19 protein-coding genes are annotated in these 19,548 nt (G+C 62.7%); 7 read left to right on the top strand and 12 right to left on the bottom strand.

Annotated elements, in window-relative coordinates; all coding sequences use genetic code 11:
* Positions 1 to 21 precede the first annotated feature (21 nt).
* The 7 genes from AC1D1L_RS06815 to moaA form a co-directional block, all read right to left on the bottom strand.
* Positions 22 to 804, bottom strand: coding sequence for an ABC transporter substrate-binding protein (locus AC1D1L_RS06815; protein WP_477309758.1), 783 nt, complete (start codon positions 802 to 804; stop codon positions 22 to 24).
* Between the two features lie 216 nt (positions 805 to 1,020).
* Positions 1,021 to 1,524: a molybdopterin-guanine dinucleotide biosynthesis protein B gene (mobB, locus tag AC1D1L_RS06810; protein ID WP_477339953.1), complete on the bottom strand. Its 504-nt coding sequence runs from the start codon at positions 1,522 to 1,524 to the stop codon at positions 1,021 to 1,023.
* Entirely contained in the window at positions 1,521 to 2,153 is a 633-nt protein-coding gene (gene mobA / locus AC1D1L_RS06805) for a molybdenum cofactor guanylyltransferase MobA (protein WP_477339951.1), read from the bottom strand. Before mobA ends, mobB begins: the two co-directional genes overlap by 4 nt.
* 4 nt (positions 2,154 to 2,157) lie before the next feature.
* Positions 2,158 to 3,078, bottom strand: coding sequence for a DMT family transporter (locus AC1D1L_RS06800; RefSeq protein ID WP_477339949.1), 921 nt, complete (start codon positions 3,076 to 3,078; stop codon positions 2,158 to 2,160).
* Between the two features lie 227 nt (positions 3,079 to 3,305).
* On the bottom strand, positions 3,306 to 3,662 hold the full coding sequence (locus AC1D1L_RS06795; protein ID WP_477339947.1) for a hypothetical protein: 357 nt from the start codon (positions 3,660 to 3,662) through the stop codon (positions 3,306 to 3,308).
* Between the two features lie 119 nt (positions 3,663 to 3,781).
* The gene (locus tag AC1D1L_RS06790) at positions 3,782 to 4,255 is read right to left on the bottom strand and encodes a hypothetical protein (RefSeq protein ID WP_477339946.1); all 474 of its coding nucleotides are present in this window, start codon (positions 4,253 to 4,255) and stop codon (positions 3,782 to 3,784) included.
* A gap of 54 nt (positions 4,256 to 4,309) precedes the next feature.
* Positions 4,310 to 5,305, bottom strand: coding sequence for a GTP 3',8-cyclase MoaA (gene moaA, locus AC1D1L_RS06785; protein ID WP_477339944.1), 996 nt, complete (start codon positions 5,303 to 5,305; stop codon positions 4,310 to 4,312).
* Positions 5,306 to 5,504: 199 nt separating this feature from the next.
* On the opposite strand from moaA, the gene AC1D1L_RS06780 reads away from it, so the two are divergent.
* Together AC1D1L_RS06780 and AC1D1L_RS06775 are read left to right on the top strand one after the other, a co-directional pair.
* Entirely contained in the window at positions 5,505 to 5,858 is a 354-nt protein-coding gene (locus AC1D1L_RS06780; RefSeq protein WP_112561700.1) for a gamma-butyrobetaine hydroxylase family protein, read from the top strand.
* 65 nt (positions 5,859 to 5,923) lie between these two features.
* Positions 5,924 to 6,535 carry a pyridoxamine 5'-phosphate oxidase family protein gene (locus AC1D1L_RS06775; RefSeq protein WP_477339942.1) on the top strand — a complete coding sequence of 204 codons (612 nt, stop codon included), beginning with the start codon at positions 5,924 to 5,926 and terminating at the stop codon, positions 6,533 to 6,535.
* 24 nt (positions 6,536 to 6,559) lie between these two features.
* Here AC1D1L_RS06775 and AC1D1L_RS06770 read toward each other — a convergent pair whose 3' ends face one another.
* Complete coding sequence (locus AC1D1L_RS06770; RefSeq protein WP_192254043.1) at positions 6,560 to 7,012, bottom strand: MarR family winged helix-turn-helix transcriptional regulator; 453 nt, start codon at positions 7,010 to 7,012, stop codon at positions 6,560 to 6,562.
* Positions 7,013 to 7,060: 48 nt separating this feature from the next.
* Between AC1D1L_RS06770 and AC1D1L_RS06765 the strand changes: the two genes are divergently transcribed.
* Positions 7,061 to 7,972, top strand: a complete 912-nt coding sequence (locus AC1D1L_RS06765; protein ID WP_477339940.1) for an alpha/beta hydrolase — start codon at positions 7,061 to 7,063, stop codon at positions 7,970 to 7,972.
* 9 nt (positions 7,973 to 7,981) lie between these two features.
* Here AC1D1L_RS06765 and AC1D1L_RS06760 read toward each other — a convergent pair whose 3' ends face one another.
* Entirely contained in the window at positions 7,982 to 8,377 is a 396-nt protein-coding gene (locus tag AC1D1L_RS06760; RefSeq protein WP_192254046.1) for a rhodanese-like domain-containing protein, read from the bottom strand.
* On the opposite strand from AC1D1L_RS06760, the gene AC1D1L_RS06755 reads away from it, so the two are divergent.
* Both AC1D1L_RS06755 and AC1D1L_RS06750 read left to right on the top strand, forming a co-directional pair.
* Positions 8,376 to 9,137: an SDR family oxidoreductase gene (locus AC1D1L_RS06755; RefSeq protein ID WP_477339938.1), complete on the top strand. Its 762-nt coding sequence runs from the start codon at positions 8,376 to 8,378 to the stop codon at positions 9,135 to 9,137. The two genes, AC1D1L_RS06760 and AC1D1L_RS06755, sit on opposite strands and share 2 nt — an antisense overlap.
* Positions 9,138 to 9,353: 216 nt before the next feature.
* The gene (locus AC1D1L_RS06750) at positions 9,354 to 11,225 is read left to right on the top strand and encodes a L,D-transpeptidase family protein (protein ID WP_477339936.1); all 1,872 of its coding nucleotides are present in this window, start codon (positions 9,354 to 9,356) and stop codon (positions 11,223 to 11,225) included.
* Between the two features lie 97 nt (positions 11,226 to 11,322).
* Here the strand turns inward: AC1D1L_RS06750 and AC1D1L_RS06745 are convergent, their stop codons facing one another.
* The 3 genes from AC1D1L_RS06745 to AC1D1L_RS06735 all read right to left on the bottom strand — a co-directional run bounded on the left by AC1D1L_RS06745 (position 11,323) and on the right by AC1D1L_RS06735 (position 12,972).
* A complete protein-coding gene (locus AC1D1L_RS06745; RefSeq protein ID WP_477339934.1) occupies positions 11,323 to 11,793 on the bottom strand; it encodes a hypothetical protein in 471 nt (156 codons plus the stop codon).
* Positions 11,794 to 11,884: 91 nt separating this feature from the next.
* The gene (locus tag AC1D1L_RS06740; RefSeq protein WP_477339932.1) at positions 11,885 to 12,625 is read right to left on the bottom strand and encodes a lysozyme inhibitor LprI family protein; all 741 of its coding nucleotides are present in this window, start codon (positions 12,623 to 12,625) and stop codon (positions 11,885 to 11,887) included.
* An 86-nt stretch (positions 12,626 to 12,711) separates the two neighbouring features.
* Entirely contained in the window at positions 12,712 to 12,972 is a 261-nt protein-coding gene (locus tag AC1D1L_RS06735; protein WP_192254054.1) for a PepSY domain-containing protein, read from the bottom strand.
* A gap of 361 nt (positions 12,973 to 13,333) precedes the next feature.
* Here AC1D1L_RS06735 and AC1D1L_RS06730 point away from each other — a divergent pair, with 361 nt between their 5' ends.
* Entirely contained in the window at positions 13,334 to 15,106 is a 1,773-nt protein-coding gene (locus AC1D1L_RS06730; protein ID WP_477339930.1) for an adenylate/guanylate cyclase domain-containing protein, read from the top strand.
* A 129-nt stretch (positions 15,107 to 15,235) separates the two neighbouring features.
* The gene (locus AC1D1L_RS06725) at positions 15,236 to 19,543 is read left to right on the top strand and encodes a cytochrome P450 (protein WP_477339928.1); all 4,308 of its coding nucleotides are present in this window, start codon (positions 15,236 to 15,238) and stop codon (positions 19,541 to 19,543) included.
* Positions 19,544 to 19,548: the final 5 nt, after the last annotated feature.

Here is a 19,548-nt window from a genome sequence, read left to right as displayed (position 1 = left end):
CCGCCGCCTTGTTTCAGGTGATCAGGACTCGGCGCCGAAAACGTCGAACTTGAAGTACTTGTCGTTGATTTCCTTGTACTTTCCGTTGGCGCGGATGGCGTCGATGGCGCTGTTGAGCTTTTTGACCAGATCCGTCTCGCCCTTGCGCACGGCGATGCCGGCGCCCGGTCCAAAGATCTCGACCGGCTGCGGCGAGGGCTGGCCGAGAATCTTGCAGCAGGCGCCTTCAGGCGAATCCAGGAACTGTTGCAAGACGACGATATCGTCCTCGATCGCATCGAGACGCCCATTGGCGAGATCGGCCTGCTCCTCGGGGCTGCTCGGATAACCCTTGACCGTGCTGTCGGTGTAGGTTTTCGAGGCATAGTTGAAATGCGTGGTCGTGGTGGCGACGCCGATGGTCTTGCCGGCCAGATCTTCCTTGGTCACGCCCTTGAGGGTCGAGTCCTTCGGCACGGCGATCGCCGAGGGGGTGTTGTAGTATTTGTTAGAGAAGTCGACCTTTTCCTTACGCTCCGCAGTGATCGACATCGAGGCGACGATGGCGTCGAACTTGCCGGCCTGCAGCGCCGGGATGATGCCGTCCCAATCCTGGGCGACGAAGGTGCATTTGACCTTCATTTCGTCGCAGAGCGCCTTGGCGATGTCGATGTCGAAGCCGACGAGCTGGCCATCGGCGGTCAAATTGTTGAAGGGGGGGTAGGCGCCTTCGGTGCCGATCCTCAGGGTTTCCTGAGCCTGGGCGACGCCGAGCGTCAGCAGCGCAGCCGATGCGGCGAGCGCGATACGCAGTGCAATACGCATGATAGTCCTCTCTTTATTGCTCCCGGCCGTCGTTCCGAAACGGCTCTGTGGGGCGGTGCTTTTGACCGCCCGCTGGCGCGATACTCCCACTGTTTTCGGGAGAAAAGCAACTGTAAAACCGTTGCTTGCGGGATTTGCGGGTCCAGCCAATGCTGACGCCGGGTCAGACAATGAAACCGCTGGAGAGACCGGCTGAACCGGGCTCGGGCAGGGGCCTCAGGGTTTGAGGCCGGTGGCACGCTCGATGAAGTCGGCTATCCCTCCGGTGTCGTTGAGATCAAACACCGGCAGGCTTTCGCCAGTGACCGCGAAGTCGGCGGCAATCGCCACGATATGCGCATCATTTGCCGAGAGCGGCGAGCGGTCCTTGGCCTCGAGCCGCCGGGTCTCGATCTTTTTGTGCGCCTCGCGCTTGTAGCCTTCGACCAGCACGATGTCGCACGGTGCCAGCCGCGACAGGATCGTCTCCAGCGTCGGCTCGTCCTCGCCGCGCAATTCATGCATCAGCGCCCAGCGCACACCCGACACCACCGCGACTTCCGTGGCCCCCGCCTGGCGGTGGCGGAAGGAGTCGGCTCCCGGCTTGTCGATGTCGAACTCATGATGGGCGTGTTTGACCGTCGACACCGTCCAGCCGCGCCGGACGAGCTCGGTGACCAGCTTCTCGGTCAGTGTGGTCTTGCCGGAATTCTTCCAGCCGGTGATGCCGAAGATGTTCATTGCGCGATGCTCTGCAACAGACACTCGGCCACCGCAAGGTCGTCTGGCGTGTTGATGTTGAAGAACGGGTCGATCTCACTGCCGCCAAGAGTGGACAAGGGAAACTCCACCTCGACAAAATCATGGCGCTCGATGAAGGCGGAGACTCGCCTGTTGTCCTCGTCGACCAGGAAATGGCGCAGCGCCTGACGCAACCCGAGCGGCCACAGCGCGAAGGTCGGATGCCGCCTGCTGCTGGAACTGGCAACCGCGATCGAGCCTAACCGATCGGCTGCGGCGGAGGCCAGCATTGCGACCAGATCGGCCGGCAGGAACGGCGTGTCGCCGGCGGCCGTCACCAAGGATTTGCACGCGGTGTTTGCCGCCGCCCATTCGAGGCCGGTGAGGATCCCGGCCAGCGGTCCGGCATGGCCTTCGACCGTATCGGCGAGAACCGAAAGTCCGGACGCCGCAAAACGTGCCGGATCGCCATTGGCGCTCAGCGCCAGCGATCCGACCTGTGGCGCCAAACGGGCAACGACATGGTCGAGCAGCGGCCGCCCGCTAAGGGCGAGCAAGGTCTTGTCGCCGCCGCCCATGCGCCGTGACAGGCCTCCGGCCAGGATGATCCCTGCAATGTCTTGGCTCATGGCCCTATATGCCGTCCGGCGCCATGTCGGGTCCAGCGCTTTCGGCCGCGGGCTTCTGCCGGCCGACGACCCGCTCGCGATAGAGCGCGTAAAGACCGGACCCGATGATGATGGCGGAGCCGACGATCATCGGCAGGTCTGGGATGTCGCCGAAAATGCTGAGGCCAAGCAGGATCGACCACAACAACGCGGTGTAGCGGAACGGCGCAATGAAGGAGATGTCGCCAGCCCGCATCGCCATGATGATGAACTGGTAGCCGATTAGCACCAGCACCGCCGCCAGCGCCAGCAGCGCGGTGCCTTTGCCCGACATCGGCGTCCAGCCGCCCATCGGCGAAAGCAACACTGCGCCGACAACGGTCATGGCGATCGCGGTTGCCGTCGACACCAGCAAGGTCGGGATGGCCTGCGGTATGCGTTTGGTGGCGAGATCGCGCACCGCACAGCAGGCGACACTGACGAGTGCCCACAGCGAATAGACACTGAACCCTTCGAAGCCCGGTCGCACGATGATCAGCACGCCGCCGAAACCGACGGCGATCGCCAGCCAGCGCCGCCAGCCGACGCCTTCGCCAAACACAAGGGCCGCGCCCATCGTCACCGCCAGCGGCAGCGCCTGCAGCACTGCCGACACATTGGCGATCGGCAAATGCGCCAACGCGACAAGGAAGGCGACGGTAGCGCCGGCCTCGCCGACGACGCGCAACGCCACCAGCGGCTGCAGCATCGAGCCCGGACGTGCGAGCGCGCCTTGCTGCCAGGCGAGCAGGCCGACGAGCACCGACGCAAAGGCGCCGCGAACCAGCATGACCTGCGCCATGTTCATCGATTCCGACGAGAACTTGGTGATGGCGTCGTTGAGGGTGAAGCCGATCATGGCCACCATCATGAACAGCGCACCGCGAAGATTTGGAGAAAGAGGCAAGGGCGTTACCGGTTTTGCAAAAGCAATTCCAGGAAAAGTGTGAAACGGTTTTCCGTCCGGAATTGCGTGAAAACAAAGAATAGAGCGGTTCGACGTTTCGGAGAAACGGTGACCCGCTCAAGCCTGTAGCAGTCGGCGGCAAGACAGCAACGTCAAAGAAATAGGCCACGGATTTTCACCCGTGGCCTGTAAAATCCCAGCGAGGGCCAATCCGATGGCCGGTCGCCTCATTTCGGCGTAAGCACCTCGGTGCCGCTGCCGTTCTTGCCGGCGATCGTCCATAGGCCGTGCAGCGAGCCATCATCCTCCACCTTGTAGACGACGAGGCCGATCTCTTCGCCCATGACATAGCCCGCGGAGAAGGCATTGTCGTTGCGCATGCAGATGCCGTCCGAGGACGAGCCGCCGGTTTCCCAGTGGATGGTGCAGGTGGTCTCGCTGGTCAGCGTGATGGTTGCTTCGCCGCCATATTTCGAGCCGTCGAAATTGGTGCCGGCGACGGTGTACTTGCCGCCGATCGATTGTGCTGCTGCCGGCCCGGCTGCAAGCCCAACCACTGCAAGTGAAAGTAAGAGTTTGCGCATGTCGTATTCCCCCAGTGAACAAAGAACCGCTACAGGCGGGAAGCTAGGCCTGATCGCGCTTGCGGTAAATCCGCCGGCCGTTTTGCGCAGAAGACTTTCTGGGATGTGTCCGAAAATGCTCAATGGGCTTTGAGGCTGCCGGCGATGGCGCCGACCAGCGGATCGTATTTCGCTTTCACCGCCGGCGGATAGTCGATCCATATGGTGTGAATGACGCCTTCCTTGCCGAACAGGCGCCGCTCGTAAAAGATCTTTCCATCCTTCAGCCCCGACAGCACCGCCCAGTTCTTGCCTGTCTTGGTGTAACTGATCTCGTAGCCCACCTCCTTGCTGGCCTTCTCCTCGGCAACGAAGGTTTTGGGAGTGTCCTCACTGACGTTGAAGATGCCGGAACAGATCAGGCTGGCGCCGTCGGCGCTGAGCCATTGCTGTCCGTCACCATTGTCCGGCTCGGGCTGGCGGTCTGTGAAGATTTCGTCGGGAAAGGTGCAGACGGTGCCGAAGCGCGCATTGGTGTAGGTGAACGGCGCGGCAGCGGCGCTGCTTGCCGCGATCAATGCTGCCGATACCAAACCTGAGAAAAAACGCTTCATGCCATGCCTCCGGTCAAAAAGTGGAGTCATCCTTCGCACGAGAACGCGGAAAAATCAGCCGCCGGTGACGCTCATATGCCTCGATACCGAGGGGCGGCTGGTGCGTCGGTCGATGATGAAATCATGGCCCTTTGGCTTGCGGCCGATCGCTTCGTCGATTGCGGTGGCGACCAGTTCGTTGCCTTCGGACGCACGCAACGGCGCGCGCAGGTCGGCTGCATCCTCCTGGCCGAGGCACATATAGAGCGTGCCGGTGCAGGTCAGCCGCACGCGGTTGCAGCTTTCGCAGAAATTATGCGTCATCGGCGTGATGAAGCCGAGCCGGCCGCCGGTCTCGGCGACATGGACGTAGCGGGCGGGGCCGCCGGTCTTGTAGGGGATGTCGCTCAGCGTGAACTGCCGCTCCAGCGAGGCGCGCAGCAGCGACAGCGGCAGATACTGGTCGGTGCGGTCGGCGTCGATCTCGCCCATCGGCATGGTTTCGATGACGGTGAGGTCCATGCCGCGGCCATGCGCCCAGCGCAGCATCTCAGGTATCTCGGCGTCGTTGAAATCCTTCAGCGCCACCGCGTTGAGCTTGACCTTCAGCGCCGCCGCCTGCGCGGCGTCGATGCCTTGCATGACCTTGTCGAGATGGCCCCAGCGGGTGATGGCGTGGAACTTGTCGGCGTCGAGCGTGTCCAGCGAGACATTGATGCGCTCGACGCCGCAATCGGCGAGCTCGGCGGCAAAACGCGACAGCTGCGAGCCGTTGGTGGTCAGCGTCAGTTCTTCCAGCGCGCCGCTCTTCAAATGCCGCGACAGCTGGCGCACCAGATGCATGATGTTCTTGCGCACCAGCGGCTCGCCGCCGGTGAGGCGCAGTTTGCGCACACCCTTTTCGATGAAGACAGTGCAGAGCCGGTCAAGTTCCTCGAGCGACAACAGATCCTTCTTGGGAAGGAACGCCATGTCCTCGGCCATGCAATAGGTACAGCGGAAATCGCAGCGGTCGGTGACCGACACGCGCAAGTAGCTGATCGTGCGACCGAAAGGATCGATCATGTCCATGCGTCAAGCATTCCAATGGCTGCTAGTGGCGCCGTTATATACAGCTATGTGATACGAACCAACCCGCCATTCAAGATAGCCGCTCTTGATCTTTGGTAACATTCCCTGGCCGACATCCGATGTCGGCAGGGTCTAAATGACCTTTTCCGGCTGAGCGAAGCAGCGTAGGGAAGGGTGGATTGATGCAGGGTGGACGACAATGACGGCGCCGAAGGAACTCAGAGTCTCGAAGGACAGAAAACTGCTGTCCGTCACCTTTCCCGGTCATCACCCGTTCGAACTGCCGGCCGAACTTTTGCGCGTTGCTTCGCCCTCGGCCGAAGTGCAGGGCCACTCGCCGGAGCAGCGGGTGACGGTGCCGGGCAAGCGCAACGTCGCCATCCTGAAGATCGAGCCGGTCGGCAACTACGCCGTGCGCATCACCTTCGACGATTTCCACGACACCGGCATCTTCACCTGGAACTATCTGCACACGCTCGGCCACGAAAAGGACGAGCGCTGGAATGCCTATCTTGCGGAACTCCAGGAGAAGGGGCTGAGCCGCGACCGATAGCTCGCCGGTGTCGTCAAAACGTCATTGATTGGGAGTAGCGCCGGCAAAGGTTCGGAGACGGGAAAATGTCTGAGATCACATCGGTTGAACAGCTCGAAGCGCTCTATGGCCTGCCCGGCGAAGCGTCGACGGTCAAGGAACTCGATCATGTCATCCCCGAATATGCCGCCTTCATCGAGGCTTCGCCCTTTGTCGCTTTGGCAACGAGTGGGCCGGAGGGCTTAGACTGTTCACCGCGCGGCGATCTCGCCGGCTTCGTGCGCATCCGTGATCCGAAGACGCTGATGATGCCGGACCGGCGCGGCAACAACCGGGCCGATTCGCTGAAGAACATCATCCGGGATTCGCGCGTCGGGCTGCTGTTCCTGGTGCCGGGCTCTGGCACGACGCTGCGCGTCAATGGCCGCGCCCGCATCACCACCGACGCCGCGCTGTGCGCCTCCTTCACCGTCGAAGGCAAGCCGGCGCGCTCGGTCACCGTGGTCGATGTCGATTCGGTCTATTTCCAGTGCGCCCGCGCCATCGTCCGTTCGGAGCTGTGGAACCCGGCAAAGCATGTCGATCCGAAATCGCTGCCGACACCGGGAAAAATACTGGAAGTCACCAGCCGCAAAAATATCGACGCGGAAACCTATGATAAGGAATGGCCGGAGCGGGCGAAGAAGACGATGTGGTAAGGTGGGAGGCGCGGATCGAACCGCTCAGGTATCCTTCAGCACATCGTAGATCTTGCGCATCTGTTCGCCTATCATGTCGCATTGTTCCGGTGTCGACTGGCTCATCGCCTTCTCGATCAGCGCCATATGCACCTTAAGCGCTTTCATAAGCAGCTCCGTGCCGGCCTCGGTAAGCGTCAGTCGCAGCACGCGCTTGTCCTTCTCGTCGCCTTCGCGGCGCAGCAGGCCACGGCTCTCGAGTTGCGGCAACAGCATCGTGATGTTGGAGCGGCCGACTAGCAGCTTGCGGGCGAGATCGTGCTGCGACATGCCGGGGTGGCGATAGAGGTTCATCAGCACGTCGAGTTGCGCCGGCTTCAGGTCCAGCGGCGCCAGCTTCACCGCCAGCGCACGCTCCAGCACATGGCAGGCGCGCGCCACCGCGACCCAGTTGCGAAAGCGCGGGTTGTCCCAGGGCAGCTCTTGTTTAATGTTCATGTTTGAACTATTATGTTCATGCTTGAACGGAATGGATGGATCGCCACTATGGCATCATTTGGACTGAAGGTCATCCGGGGCGTGTTCGGCGCCGCCGAGCATGTGGTGCCGCGCCTGAGCGGCCGCGCCGCCTTTGAACTGTTCTGCCGCACGCCCAGCGTGAAGGCGCTGAGCGACGGCGAGCGGCGCGCTGTCGACCGCGCCGCCGGCTTCATGGCCGAGGCGCGCCATCATCGGCTGAAGACCAAAAAAGGCTGCGTCATGGTGCACGAATTCCGGCCGGAGCCGGGCAGGGCGTCCGCCGGCACAGTGCTGGTCATCCATGGTTGGCGCTCGCGCACCGAATATATGCGTGCGCTGATCGAAGGGTTTCGCAATGCCGGCTACAGGGTCGCCTCGCTCGACCTGCCGGGCCACGGCCAGTCGCTGGGCCGTCGTCTCAACATGGTCAATGCGGTCGAGGCAACCAAGGTGGCGGCTGACTGGTTCGGACCGTTCAAGGCGATCGTCGGCCATTCCTTCGGCGGCGCCGTCGCCGCCAACGCCATTGCCGGTTCCATCAACGGCATCCAGCCGGTGGCGGCCGAGCGGCTGGTGCTGGTCGCAGCACCCAGCTCCCTGCCGGCGATCTTTGCCGACTTCAGCCGCATGCTCAATGTCGGCCCGCGTTCGCAGGTTTCCATGGCCGATCAAGTGAAGCGGCTGTCCGGCCGGCCGCTCGACGAATTCACCGGCGACCGCCAGCTGGCCGAAGCGCCGGTGCCGACACTGGTTATCCACGCGCCCGATGACCGCGAGGTTCCTGCTGACCATGCCAGGCGCTATGCCGGCGCCGGCAGCCATGTGCGGTTGCACTGGGCCGACGGGCTCGGCCACCGCCGCATTCTCGCCGACAAAGGCGTCGTCGAACGTGCCGTCGGCTTTGTGACCGGTCACCAGGACGCAGTATCGTTGCACTGACCTGACTGGTTATTTCTTCTTGCCGCCCGGTTCGACCGGCAGTCCGGCCGCCTTCCAGGCGGTGTAGCCGCCGAGGATGTGCTTAACCGGCGACAGCCCCATATCCTGCGCCGTCTTGGTGGCCAGCGCCGAGCGCCAGCCGCCGGCGCAGAAGAAGACGAAGCTCTTGCCCGAGGCGAAGAACGGCTTGTGGTATGGGCTTTCGGGATCGATCCAGAATTCCAGCATGCCGCGCGTGACATGCTTGGCGCCGGGAATTTGGCCGTCCCGCTCCACTTCGCGCGGGTCGCGCAGGTCGACGAAGATGGTGTCCTCGTCGTCGAGCAGCCCGGCCGCTTCCTCAGGCGACACCACCTCGATCTCGGCATTGGCTTCGTCGAGCAGCTCGCGGTAGCCTTTTTTCATGGACAATCCCTCCCGGCGCGTTTCCGCCGCTCACCGGATTTCCAGCACAACGCCAGCTTTTTGTCACGCCGTTCCGGCAAGCCCCTGCAAAGCGCTTGCGGCCGATGGCGCCGATGTCGCCATCAGCTACGTCAACAGCGAGGCGCCGGCCCAGGCGGTCGTTGCCGAGATCATTGCGGCAGGCGGCCGCGCCATCGCCATCCAGGCCGACAATCGCGACGCCGCGGCAATCGAAGGTTCGGTCGCCGAGGCGGTGAATGCCTTCGGCCGGCTCGACATCCTGGTCAACAGCGCCGGCATCTGGCGTGCCGCGCCCATCGAGCAAATGTCGTTGGCCGACTTCGATGAAACCATGGAGGTTAATCTCAGAGCCCCGTTCGTCGCCTCGAAAGCGGCTGCGGCCCATATGGGCGAGGGCGGCCGCATCATCTCGATCGGCAGCAATCTGGCGGAGCGCGTCACCGACACCAGCCTAAGCGCCTATTCGACCAGCAAGGCGGCTCTGGTTGGCCTGACCAAGGCGCTGGCGCGAGACCTCGGTTCGCGCGGCATCACCGCCAACGTCGTTCACCCCGGTTCGACCGACACCGACAGGAACCCGGCCGAAGGCCCGCATGCCGAACACCAGCGGCAGAAGATGGCGACGCCCCGCTTCGGCAAGGCTGACGAGATCGCCGGCATGGTTGCCTGGCTGGCCGGTCCGGAAGGGCGATTCGTCACCGGCGCGGCGCTGACCATCGACGGCGGCGCCAACGCCTGAAGCAACAGCCCGCTTTGACCGGTTTGGGGCGGCGGCAGCGCCGCTCCAGCCGTCACGATGTTGTGAAACCGTTCTGCAACAGGCCCGTCGAAATTTATGGAAGCTTAACGAAATCAGTATGAATCAGTATAGTAGCGCCTTACATCCGCCATGCGGTTGGCAAGATCGTCTAGCGGCGCGGAACGGGAGCCGGCTTGCAGCCGGAGCGTGTGATTAATGAAATTCCTCGGATATAAAGCCACTGTGATGCCGCTTGCGGTTGCGGCAACGCTGGCCTTCGGTGTACCGCAGGCAGGCGCGCAGGGGCTGTTCGACATGCTGTTCGGCGGCGGCGTCAGGCACGATCCGCAGGGCGAGTTTCCACCACCGCCGAAGCGCAAGCCCGCAGTATCGGGCGGTGGTACCAAAATCAGCAGCCCGAGCTACTACACCTACAAGGCCGACCGGCTGGTGCGCGTCGACTTCACCACATTGGTGGCGGCACCGCCCCAGGTGGCCACAGCTCAGGACGCTGCCTTTGTGCCGTCAGCAACAAGCATCGCCTTCCGCGAAGCGGTTGCAGGCCTCAGCGACTACGAACTTTATGCCGAGCCGGACGTCGCCAAGGCGCTGATCGCTTACTACTCGGCCAATCCGGACTTCATCTGGGTAGCCGACGCGGGCCCCAATGCCCGCGCCCAGGATGCGGTGCGGGTGCTGGGCGAGGCGGCGAGCTATGGCCTCACGCCGGCCGACTACTCGGTCGAGGTGCCGGCTGCCAACGCATCGACGGTCGATGCCGACGCGCATCTGAAGGAACTCGTGCGTTTCGAGATGGCGTTGTCCGCGCGCGTCCTGCGCTATGCCCATGATGCCCAGAGCGGCCGCGTCGACCCCAACCGCATCACCGGCTACTATGAATTTCCGCCGAAGCCGGTCGACATGGAAGGCGTGCTGAGGACTCTCGCCCACACCCAGCAGGTGCGCACCTATCTCGAATCGCGCCATCCGCAGAATGCGGAATATCAGGCGCTGCGCGTCGAACTGGAATCGTTGCAGGCCAGCGCCGAAAACGAAATCGTCGTCGATCCCAAGCTGTTGCTGAAGCCCGGCGAGACCAGCGCCGAACTGCCGAAGCTGCTGACGCTGATCGCGCGCAATCTCGACGACGAGATGGGCGGCGCCTATGGCGAGATCCTGTCCCGGCTCGGCACCAGCGAAATCTATGTTCCCGAACTGGTGCCGGTCATCAAGGCCGTGCAGGTGAAGGCCGGCATGAAGGGCGATGGCGTCATCGGCCCGCGCACCGTCGCTTCGCTCGCCGGCGCCTCCAAGGCCGACCGGCTGCAGAAAGTGCAGGTGGCCCTGGAAGAGCTGCGCTGGTTGCCGTCCGATCTTGGCAGCCCGCGCGTCTTCATCAATCAGCCCGCCTTCACCGCCAGCTATATCGACAATGGCGAGGAAAAGCTGAAGACCCGCGTCGTCATCGGCCGGACCACCAACCAGACCGCCTTCTTCTTCAAGGAGATCAAGCAGGTCGATTTCCATCCCTATTGGGGCGTGCCGCAGTCGATCATCGTCAATGAGATGCTGCCCAGGCTGCGCGGCGATCCGGGCTATCTCGACCGTGCCGGCTACGAGGTGACCGATTCGCGCGGCAGGCGGGTTCCCTCGTCCTCCGTCAATTGGGGCGCCTATGGTGCCAACATTCCCTACAGCGTGCGCCAGCAGCCGAGCGAAGCCAATGCGCTCGGCGAGTTGAAGATCCTCTTCCCCAACAAGCACGCCATCTACATGCACGACACACCGCAAAAATCGTTCTTCCAGCGCGACATGCGCGCGCTGAGCCACGGCTGTATTCGCCTGCAAGACCCGCGCGGCATGGCGGCGGCGGTGCTCGGCACCTCGGTCGACGACATCGCCGAGAAGCTGAAGCACGGCCATGCGACCGAAGACGTGACGCGCAAGATTCCCGTCTACGTCGCGTACTTCACCGCCTGGCCGGATCTGTCCGGCAACGTCGAATATTTCAACGACGTCTACGACCGCGACACGCGGCTGATGCAGGCACTGGACGCGACCGAGGCGGTGCGTTCGCCGACGAGCTGATCCCACAATGGTTCCTCGTTCGTCCAAACGAGGAACCATTCCTATCTCTTTGGTTTCTTTAGGTTTTAGTCGATAGACGGTCGCGCGATTCGTGCGATCAGCGCTGGATGAGCGGACGCCGGAAGCCGGCGTCACGGCCGGCGATCAGCCAATAGACGAGACCCGCGACTAGGCCGGCGCCGGCGATGATGCTGATATCGGCCCAACGCTCGACATCCTCCTCGGCACCTGGCCAGATTAGGAAGAAGCCGGCCGCGGCAGCGGCAGCGCCAAACAGCATGTGGACTAGGAAATTGCGCAGCGCGAAGAATTCGGCAACCAGCGCGAAGATCAGCGTCTGCAGACCGGTCAGTATGATCGTCAGGAAATAGACGAACATGCCGAGCGGCGGCCACAAAAGCACCACGACCGGTGTCACCCCCATGGCGCCGAAATAGTCCGGCGCGTTGGGCAGCGCGGCGAGCGCGCTGTAGATCACCACCACCGCGATCAACCCGATCAGCACCGAAACGAAGAAGCCGGCTAACATCATCAGGATGCGCTTCAAAACGTGCTTTACCACCGCCATGCACCCCCGTGCCCTGCAATCGTTGCGCGCACTCAGCCATCAAAGGCCTATCGGCGCAAGAGTGCATCCAGCAGTGCTTTGCGGCAAATCCTCAGGCGCCGCCGCACATATGCTGCGAATCGGGCAGCACCCATGTGCCCTTTATCGTGAGGTCGACGCCGTAATAGACCCGGCCGCGCTCGTCGCCCTCCGGGCAGTCCCGCGGGATCGATATCAGGCACATCACCACGGGGTCGCCGACTTTAGAATTGGCCAGGCCGGGCTCACGCTCATAGGAGACCCCGGCGCCATCATTGCTGAATCGCGCCAGACTGCCGGCTTCAGGACTGGCGGTTTCCAGCGGGTCGTCGCCGAGCCGCGTCGTTAGCGCCGTGATGTGGGTGAGGGCGCATTGCCCGATCGACGAGGGCAGGGGCTGGTCGGGGCTGCCCGGATGGCGTGCAGCGATGTCGAGCGCCTTCTTGCCGATCAGCGCGATGTTGTAGTCCTGCACCCAGGATGGCGCATTGCCGTAGGTCTGCAGGGCGTTGTTCTGGGCGCTGACGATGCACGCCGCGTCCTGCCCGCAAGCATTCCTGCCGGCGATCAGCGGACGTGCGATCTTGCGCTTGTCGCCGCCAAAGGCCGGCTCGAAGCCGACAAAAGCCTTGGCGACCAGCGCATCGATGGCGGAAAGCTGTGGATCGGCACAGATTGCCTTTTCCGCCGGCAGGCTGGCTTTGCGGCAATCGAAGGACGGTCCCGCGGCACGTGCTGCGGTCCCGCAGATTATCGCGCAGGCCAAGGCAATGGCGGGCACGAGCCATTTGAAACCCCGGCTGGAAGAAAGCATGACCGCCCCACTCACGCACCACCTTGCTCACCACTCTAGGCAAAAAGTCCGCAGTAAGGAATTGCCGAGGCGGTGCGCCAGCAGCGCTATTTCGGTTCGGCAGTCACGGGATCGAAGGTGATTTCGACTTTCGCCTTGTCGGCCGTGTAATAGGTGACGGTATAGCCGTCCTTGTCCCAGTCGACTTCCTTGACATAGCGGAAGCCGTCGCGCTGTTCGACCTTGGCGATGATTGCCGACAGTTTCTGGGCATTCTGCGGCGGCAATGGCCTGTCATCATCCGCGGCAAAGGCCGTTGCGCCGGCGAGAAGAAGTGCAAGGCCGGTCGCCAAAACAAGATTTCGCATGATTGCCCTCATTTCATGTTGGCATGGATCGCACCGGAAACTCGCTCGCAGGGCAATTTGTTCCGCCCACGGCAAACGAGGCGTGGCTTCCGCAAAGCTCCGGAACCGCAACCCAGAGGGGCGAATTCTCCCCACGCATTTGCGGTAACCGGCGGCTAACCATGGCCGCTGCCGTGACCTGCGCCGGACAACCCGATGGTGGTAGAGCTTTCGCCTAGACCCTGCTAGACTTCTGATCCTGGCAGGGTGGCATGGCGCGCCAGACCTGTCGGGATCTTCTTCTCTCAGCGCACGGCGAAGCGTTTCAGGAACGGGTCGTCGCCTGTGCTAGACCAGAACCAGAAGGGACCGGGGCTCCAACATGGCTGTACGGAACTACACCCGTCAGCTGGCGACAATCATTTCTATCGATGCCGTCGGGTTCTCGCGGCTGATGGGCATCGACGATGAGTCCGCTGTCGCGGCATTCGAGGAACGGCGCGACATCATCGCCGATAGTTGTGGCACGTTTGGCGGCCGCACGTTCGGCGACGCCGGCGACAGCATCATGGCCGAATTCGGCAACCCGATCGAGGCTTTGCGCGCGGCCTTCGATTTCCAGGGCCGCATCGTCGCGCTCAACGCTTCGGTCGCCGACGACATGCGCATGCCGTTTCGCGCCGGCATCAACACCGGCGACGTCATCGTGCGTGGCGGGCAACTGTACGGCGACGACGTCAACATCGCTGCTCGCATTCAGGAGTTCGCGCCGGGTGACGGTCTCGCCGTTTCGGAGACGACCTGGCACCATGTGAAGGACAAGACGGCGGCCGAATTCACCGATCTCGGCGAATTCATGCTGAAGAACATTGCCCTGCCGGTGCGCGTCCTGATCGCCGGGCGCAGCGGCAACGGATCCTCGCCGGCGCCATCGTTCGCAGCCATCCCTCAGGTCAACGCCCCGCAGAAACTGTCGTCCAAGGGCCCGCCGGCGATCGCCGTGCTGCCCTTTCAGGGCAATGGCGGCGAGCACGACATCGGCTATATGGCCGATGGCATTGCCGAGGACATCATCTACGGTCTTTCCAACACCAAGTGGCTCTCGGTCATCGCCAAGGGTTCCAGCTTCCAGTTTCGCGACGATACGCTGGGCACGCGGGTGATCGGCAACGCGCTCGGCGCGCGCTACATCGTCAGTGGCACGCTGATGCGCAATGGTGGTCAGATCCGCCTCAACACCTCGCTGGCGGACGCGTCCAACGGGCGGCTGGTCTGGTCGCAGCGCTTCGATCGCGACCTGGTCGACATCTTCAACCTGCGCGACCAGATCGGCGCCGAGATCGTTTCGATCCTCGACAAGGAGGTCGACCGGGCGGAGCAGGCGCGCACTTTCCAGGTGCCCTGGGAGAGCCTGGAGACCTGGCAGTTGGTCCGGCGCGGACGCTGGCACATGAACCGGCGCACCCGCGGCGACACCGAAACGGCGCTGGAATTCTTCCAGAAGGCCCACCGCGAGGACCCCAATTCGAGCGCCGTGCTCAACGAGCTGGCGTGGTGGTATTTCTGGCGGGCATGGCTGCGGTTCGGCGACAGCGACGATTTGAACAAGGTCGAGCAGTTTGCCCGCAAGGCCTTGCTGATGGACAGCCTGGATGCGCGTCCGCACGCCCATCTCGGCGCCGTCGACATTATGCGAGGCGAACCGCGATCGGCGGTCGACCATCTCGAGGAAGCGATCCACATCAATCCGAGCTTTGCCTTCGCGCGCTCGGCCATGGGCAGCGCCCAGCTGCTGCTCGGCAATGCCGCATCAGCGATTCCGTTCTTTCTCGACACCGAGCGACTGAGCCCGTTCGACCTCTACCGCTTCCACAATCTGGGGGAACTGACGGCAGCCTACAGTTTCGTCGAGAACTGGCCGGCGGCGATCGCCGCCGCCGACCGCTCGCTCAACCTGTCTCCGGGCTATTTCTATGCCAGGTTCCTGAAAATTGGCGCCCTGATGCGCAGCGGCCGACCGGAACAGGCACGGCGCGAGATGGCCATTTTCGCCACCCGGCATCCCGATTTTTCCGAAGAGCGCGTGCGCTGGATACCCTTCACCGACAAGGCAGCGAACGAGTTCCTCGTCGCCAATTTCCAACTGGCCAAATGAGCATGGCGTTCAATGCTGGCCGAACACGGATTAACTGTGAAAAAATTCACATACGTACAACCGATGCAAACCTAGGCGTTGAAGGGCCGGCATCGCAATAACGTGGACAGCCGGGGGGCTTGAACGCGCATGACCAAACTGAAGTATTTCGACGGCATTCGTGAGGCCCAGAAAAACCAGCGACCGCTATCGGAAATGCCGCCTTTCGATCTCGGCCGGATCCGCAAAACGGGCCTTTTGGCGCGCATCGCCGAATTTATCGTCGAAGATCATCCGCGCGTGTGGTTGGCGTTCTTGCGGCGCTTCCGCCCGACCGGCAAACTGTTCGGGGTTCTGCTCGTTACCAAGAACGCCGATGTCCGCGACATATTGGAGCGCGGCGACGAATTCCAGACCCCGTACGGCCCAGAAATGACCGAGTTCGCGCGAGGCTCCAATTTCATCCTCGGCATGCAGGACGGCGCCGACTACCGGCGCATGAAATCGTCGGTGCTGAGCGCCTTTCCGCCAGCCGAAGTCGAAGCCGTCGTCAGGCCGATCGCCGCGCGTCATTCGCAAGAGATAATGATGCGCGCCAGCCCCGGTTTCGATGCGATCTCCGGATTGCTGAAGCTCGTTCCGGTGCACATCTGCCGCGATTATTTCGGGATCGAGATCGACGACGAATCGGAATTCGCCGATTGGTCGATCGCGCTCAGCGCGCTGTTCTTTTCGGACCCGGGGGCGAGCCCCGTCATGCGCGAGCTTGCAGTGGTGGCGGGCGATCGTCTTCTCAAAGTCATCGACCGCTCCATCCAGTCGGTCAGGGACCGGGGCTTGAAGACCGAGCTGCCGCTGGCGAGGCTGGTCTCCCAGATGGACCAGGGCCGCTTGTCGCGGGACGACCTCAACTCGATCATGTTGGGCATGATCGCGGGCTTCGTCCCGACCAATGTGTTGGCCAGCGGCAATTGCCTCGACGTGATCCTGTCGCGGCCCGATGCACGGCAAGCCGTCGACGCCGCACTTGCCGAAAACGACACCGGCAAGCTCGACAAGGCCGTCCTTGAGGCCATGCGCTTCAAGCCGATCTGGATCGGCCCGTGGCGCTACACCGCACGCGACGCGATCATCGGCAAGTGCACGCGACGCGAGCGCCTCGTCAAGGCGGGCACCGTGGTGATGCCGGCCACGCTGTCGGCGATGTTCGATGCAGACGCCGTGCAGAACCCGGACCAGTTCGATACATCGCGCCCGCATCGCGACTACATGGTCTTCGGCCACGGCATCCATCAGTGCATCGGCGCCGAGATCGCCAGGATCCAGATCGGCGAAAGCCTGCGCGCCTTGTTCCAGAAGCAGAACCTGCGCCGCATGTCGGGCAAGGCTGGGCGGATGACGCGCATCGGCGCTTATCCCGAAACCCTCAAGGTCGATTTCGAACCGGCAGCACTTTGCCGCACCGTCACCCAGTCGATGGTGACGGTGGTTTGCCCGGTCACCCGGTCCGGATCGCTGGACGCTGTGCGCGACAAGGTTGCCAGCCTCGGCAATCCGGCCGGCGAAGAGATCCGCACCGCGCTCGACATTGTCGGCACCATCCATTTCACCAGCCTGGCGGTTGTCGGCACGGGCGAGATCGACGCTGATTCCGGCCAGGAAAAGGGAGCCCTGGTTCTCGAGATTTCCGGCGACGGCAGCATCGACGATGTCATCAATGCCGTGACGCACGCCATCGGGCACAGGCTGCGGCCGATCTTCAAGGACGTCTGCGACCTGCGTGACGGCGGCGCCTTGAACGATTTCCTGCGCAAGCACAATGTCGACATCTCGCCGTCCTTCGGCAGCAATGCCGGACTGGTGTTTTCGGGCACGCCCGGTCACTCGGTCCAGCGCATCATGGCCGAGGCAGAACTTTTCGAAGCTGTGCGCGGCATCGTGGAGCGGCCACGCAAAGGCACCGGCAACGCTCCCGCCGTGCTCGCTGAAGCGCGCCAGCATCTTCAGTCATTGGGGACGTTTGCCTGGGCGTTCGAGCCGGCCGAAAGCCTGCTGGAAAAGCCGCCGGGACATTGGGGCCGTGCCCTGATGACGACCTTGCTGGTGCCGCCGGTCTTCGTCACAGTGGCGATCATCTGGGCTGCTTGCTGGTACATGACCTACAGTGTGGTGTTCGACAGATCTATCGACATCAGTTCCCAGGAAATCTCCTTCACCGCCATAGCCGTAGCAATCACTTCACTTCTGTTGTCGGGACTTGGAGTGTTGGTGGCAGCGGCGCTGCTGGTGTTTGCGTGCTTGCTGGCGCTGCGACGCCGCGAGGACAGCGATCAGCCGGAAAGCACATCGATCGGCATATCTGAATTGAACGCGATACTCGTCAAGGAGGACCACGCGGCGCAGAACCATCTGACCGCGATTTCGACGATGAAGGCTGGCATCTTGCGGCGGCTGGCGCTCAGGTTTTCCTTCTACCTGATCTCGATAGCTGCCCAGAAGGTGTTCAAGCCAGGCTTTCTCAACACCATCAACACCATCCATTTTGCCCGCTGGATACTGCTGCCCGGCTCCAACCGATTGATGTTCTTCTCCAACTACGGGGGCAGCTGGGAAAGCTATCTTGAGGACTTCATCGCCAAGGCATCCGCTGGCCTGACCGGAGTGTGGAGCAACACCGTAGGCTATCCACGTACACGATGGCTGTTCCTTGACGGCGCGCGCGACGGCGATCGCTTCAAGCGCTGGGCGCGGCGCCAGCAGGTGCCGACACTGTTCTGGTACTCCGCCTATCCCCAAATCAACACAACGCGCATCCGGATCAATTCCCGGATCAGGCGCGGCATTGCTTCCGCCGTCGGCAACGAGGCGCGCGACTGGCTGAGCTTGTTCGGTTCGCTACGGCGCCCGGCGAGCGAAACAACCACCGTTCAAAAGACCACCTCGCTGCTGGCCAATATCAGCTCTGCTTTTCCGGCACCTCTCGAGCAGCAGCTGGAAACCGGCGAGATCCAGTCCATCTTCTTCGGGCCGCTCGGCCCTCTCGGTTATTCGCATATGCTTGCGATCCGGGTGCCGGACAAGTTGCCGGCGCCCAAGCGCAGAGCCTGGCTCGATTTCGTTGTCGAGCAGACGAGTTTCGGCGAAGGCAGGCCCGCCGGGCGAGCCATGATAGTAGCCTTTGGTCCCGATGGCCTGCGGCAGCTTGGGCTCGACGAGAGTGTGGGGGACGATCCACTGGAGACATTTCCGATCGCCTTTCGCCATGGCATGGGCAATCCCGAGCGTGGGCGCATTCTGGACGACCGAGGCCGCGACGGCCCGGACGAATGGGAGTGGGGGTCGTTGGAGAACCCGGTGGACGTGGTCATCGTCTGCTATGCTGAAGAACCGGGAAGGTTGAAGACCGAGATTGCGACCGTGAAACGAAAGACGACCGGTGCGGGCATGCAGGTCGTCGCCGAACTGCCGCTCGCCGTAAATCGGGGTCCGACCGACACGAATACGAAATCATCCGACCGGGCGGAACGTGGGCCAGCCTACGAGCATTTCGGTTTCGCGGACGGGATTTCGCAGCCGATTGTCCGCGGCACGACCCGCGCCAGCAGGGGCGCCGCGCCCATGCATCTGGTCGCGCCCGGCGAGTTCCTGTTCGGTTATCGTGACGAGCATGGGTTCTATCCAGCCTCGCCCTCGGTAAGCGCATCGCGCGATCGCACCGGAATCCTTTCGCAGGTGCGCCGTAGCCGGCTGATCCCGGGCTTGCCGCCACCGCCGCGCGATTTCGGCCGCAACGGCTCATTCCTGGTTATTCGCCAGTTCGAACAGCATGTCGACGTCTTCAACGACTACTGCAAAAAGGCTGCAGCCTTGGTCGCGAGCCAACTCGGCAACCAAGCCATCACGCAAGATTGGATTGCCGCCAAGATGCTCGGCCGCTGGCAGAACGGTAGCTCGCTGGTGCGCAACCCTGATCATCCGGGGCGCATCATCGACAACAACTTCGCCACTGGCGCCGAGGATCCGCAAGGCCATCGCTGCCCGCTTGGTGCCCACATACGCCGCTCCAACCCGCGCGATTCGCTTGGCGAGGACCGCGATACGCAGATCAATATCGGCAAGCGCCATCGTATCCTGCGGGTCGGCCGCACCTACCAGAAACAGGACGGCAAGAATGGCAAGGTCGAAAAGGGATTGCTCTTCATGTGCCTTAACGCCGACATCGAGCGCCAGTACGAATTCATCCAGCAAACCTGGGTTTCGTCAGCCACGTTCCAAGGCCTCGTCGCTGAAAAAGACCCGACGATTGGGTCGCGCGACGGCGATGGCAGGTTCACCATTCCGTCATGGGAAAAGGTAACGACGCTCCGTGACATGCCGCAATTCGTCACCACCAAGGGGGGCGGGTATTTCTTCATGCCCAGCCGCTCGGCGTTGCGCTATCTGATTTCGCAGCTCTGATTCGA

It is taken from the genome of Mesorhizobium sp. P2_D6 (genome assembly GCF_056404315.1).
Note: the sequence above shows the minus strand (reverse complement) of the source record. Positions and strands in the feature narration are given on the sequence as shown.

Bases quoted from the DNA above. Each gene is read 5' to 3' on its own strand.
- AC1D1L_RS06815 (WP_477309758.1), bottom strand. From the start codon at position 804: ATGCGTATTGCACTGCGTATCGCGCTCGCCGCATCGGCTGCGCTGCTG.
- mobB (WP_477339953.1), bottom strand. From the start codon at position 1,524: ATGAACATCTTCGGCATCACCGGCTGGAAGAATTCCGGCAAGACCACA.
- mobA (WP_477339951.1), bottom strand. From the start codon at position 2,153: ATGAGCCAAGACATTGCAGGGATCATCCTGGCCGGAGGCCTGTCACGG.
- AC1D1L_RS06795 (WP_477339947.1), bottom strand. From the start codon at position 3,662: ATGCGCAAACTCTTACTTTCACTTGCAGTGGTTGGGCTTGCAGCCGGG.
- AC1D1L_RS06790 (WP_477339946.1), bottom strand. From the start codon at position 4,255: ATGAAGCGTTTTTTCTCAGGTTTGGTATCGGCAGCATTGATCGCGGCA.
- moaA (WP_477339944.1), bottom strand. From the start codon at position 5,305: ATGGACATGATCGATCCTTTCGGTCGCACGATCAGCTACTTGCGCGTG.
- AC1D1L_RS06780 (WP_112561700.1), top strand. From the start codon at position 5,505: ATGACGGCGCCGAAGGAACTCAGAGTCTCGAAGGACAGAAAACTGCTG.
- AC1D1L_RS06775 (WP_477339942.1), top strand. From the start codon at position 5,924: ATGTCTGAGATCACATCGGTTGAACAGCTCGAAGCGCTCTATGGCCTG.
- AC1D1L_RS06770 (WP_192254043.1), bottom strand. From the start codon at position 7,012: ATGAACATTAAACAAGAGCTGCCCTGGGACAACCCGCGCTTTCGCAAC.
- AC1D1L_RS06765 (WP_477339940.1), top strand. From the start codon at position 7,061: ATGGCATCATTTGGACTGAAGGTCATCCGGGGCGTGTTCGGCGCCGCC.
- AC1D1L_RS06755 (WP_477339938.1), top strand. From the start codon at position 8,376: ATGGACAATCCCTCCCGGCGCGTTTCCGCCGCTCACCGGATTTCCAGC.
- AC1D1L_RS06760 (WP_192254046.1), bottom strand. From the start codon at position 8,377: ATGAAAAAAGGCTACCGCGAGCTGCTCGACGAAGCCAATGCCGAGATC.
- AC1D1L_RS06750 (WP_477339936.1), top strand. From the start codon at position 9,354: ATGAAATTCCTCGGATATAAAGCCACTGTGATGCCGCTTGCGGTTGCG.
- AC1D1L_RS06745 (WP_477339934.1), bottom strand. From the start codon at position 11,793: ATGGCGGTGGTAAAGCACGTTTTGAAGCGCATCCTGATGATGTTAGCC.
- AC1D1L_RS06740 (WP_477339932.1), bottom strand. From the start codon at position 12,625: ATGCTTTCTTCCAGCCGGGGTTTCAAATGGCTCGTGCCCGCCATTGCC.
- AC1D1L_RS06735 (WP_192254054.1), bottom strand. From the start codon at position 12,972: ATGCGAAATCTTGTTTTGGCGACCGGCCTTGCACTTCTTCTCGCCGGC.
- AC1D1L_RS06730 (WP_477339930.1), top strand. From the start codon at position 13,334: ATGGCTGTACGGAACTACACCCGTCAGCTGGCGACAATCATTTCTATC.
- AC1D1L_RS06725 (WP_477339928.1), top strand. From the start codon at position 15,236: ATGACCAAACTGAAGTATTTCGACGGCATTCGTGAGGCCCAGAAAAAC.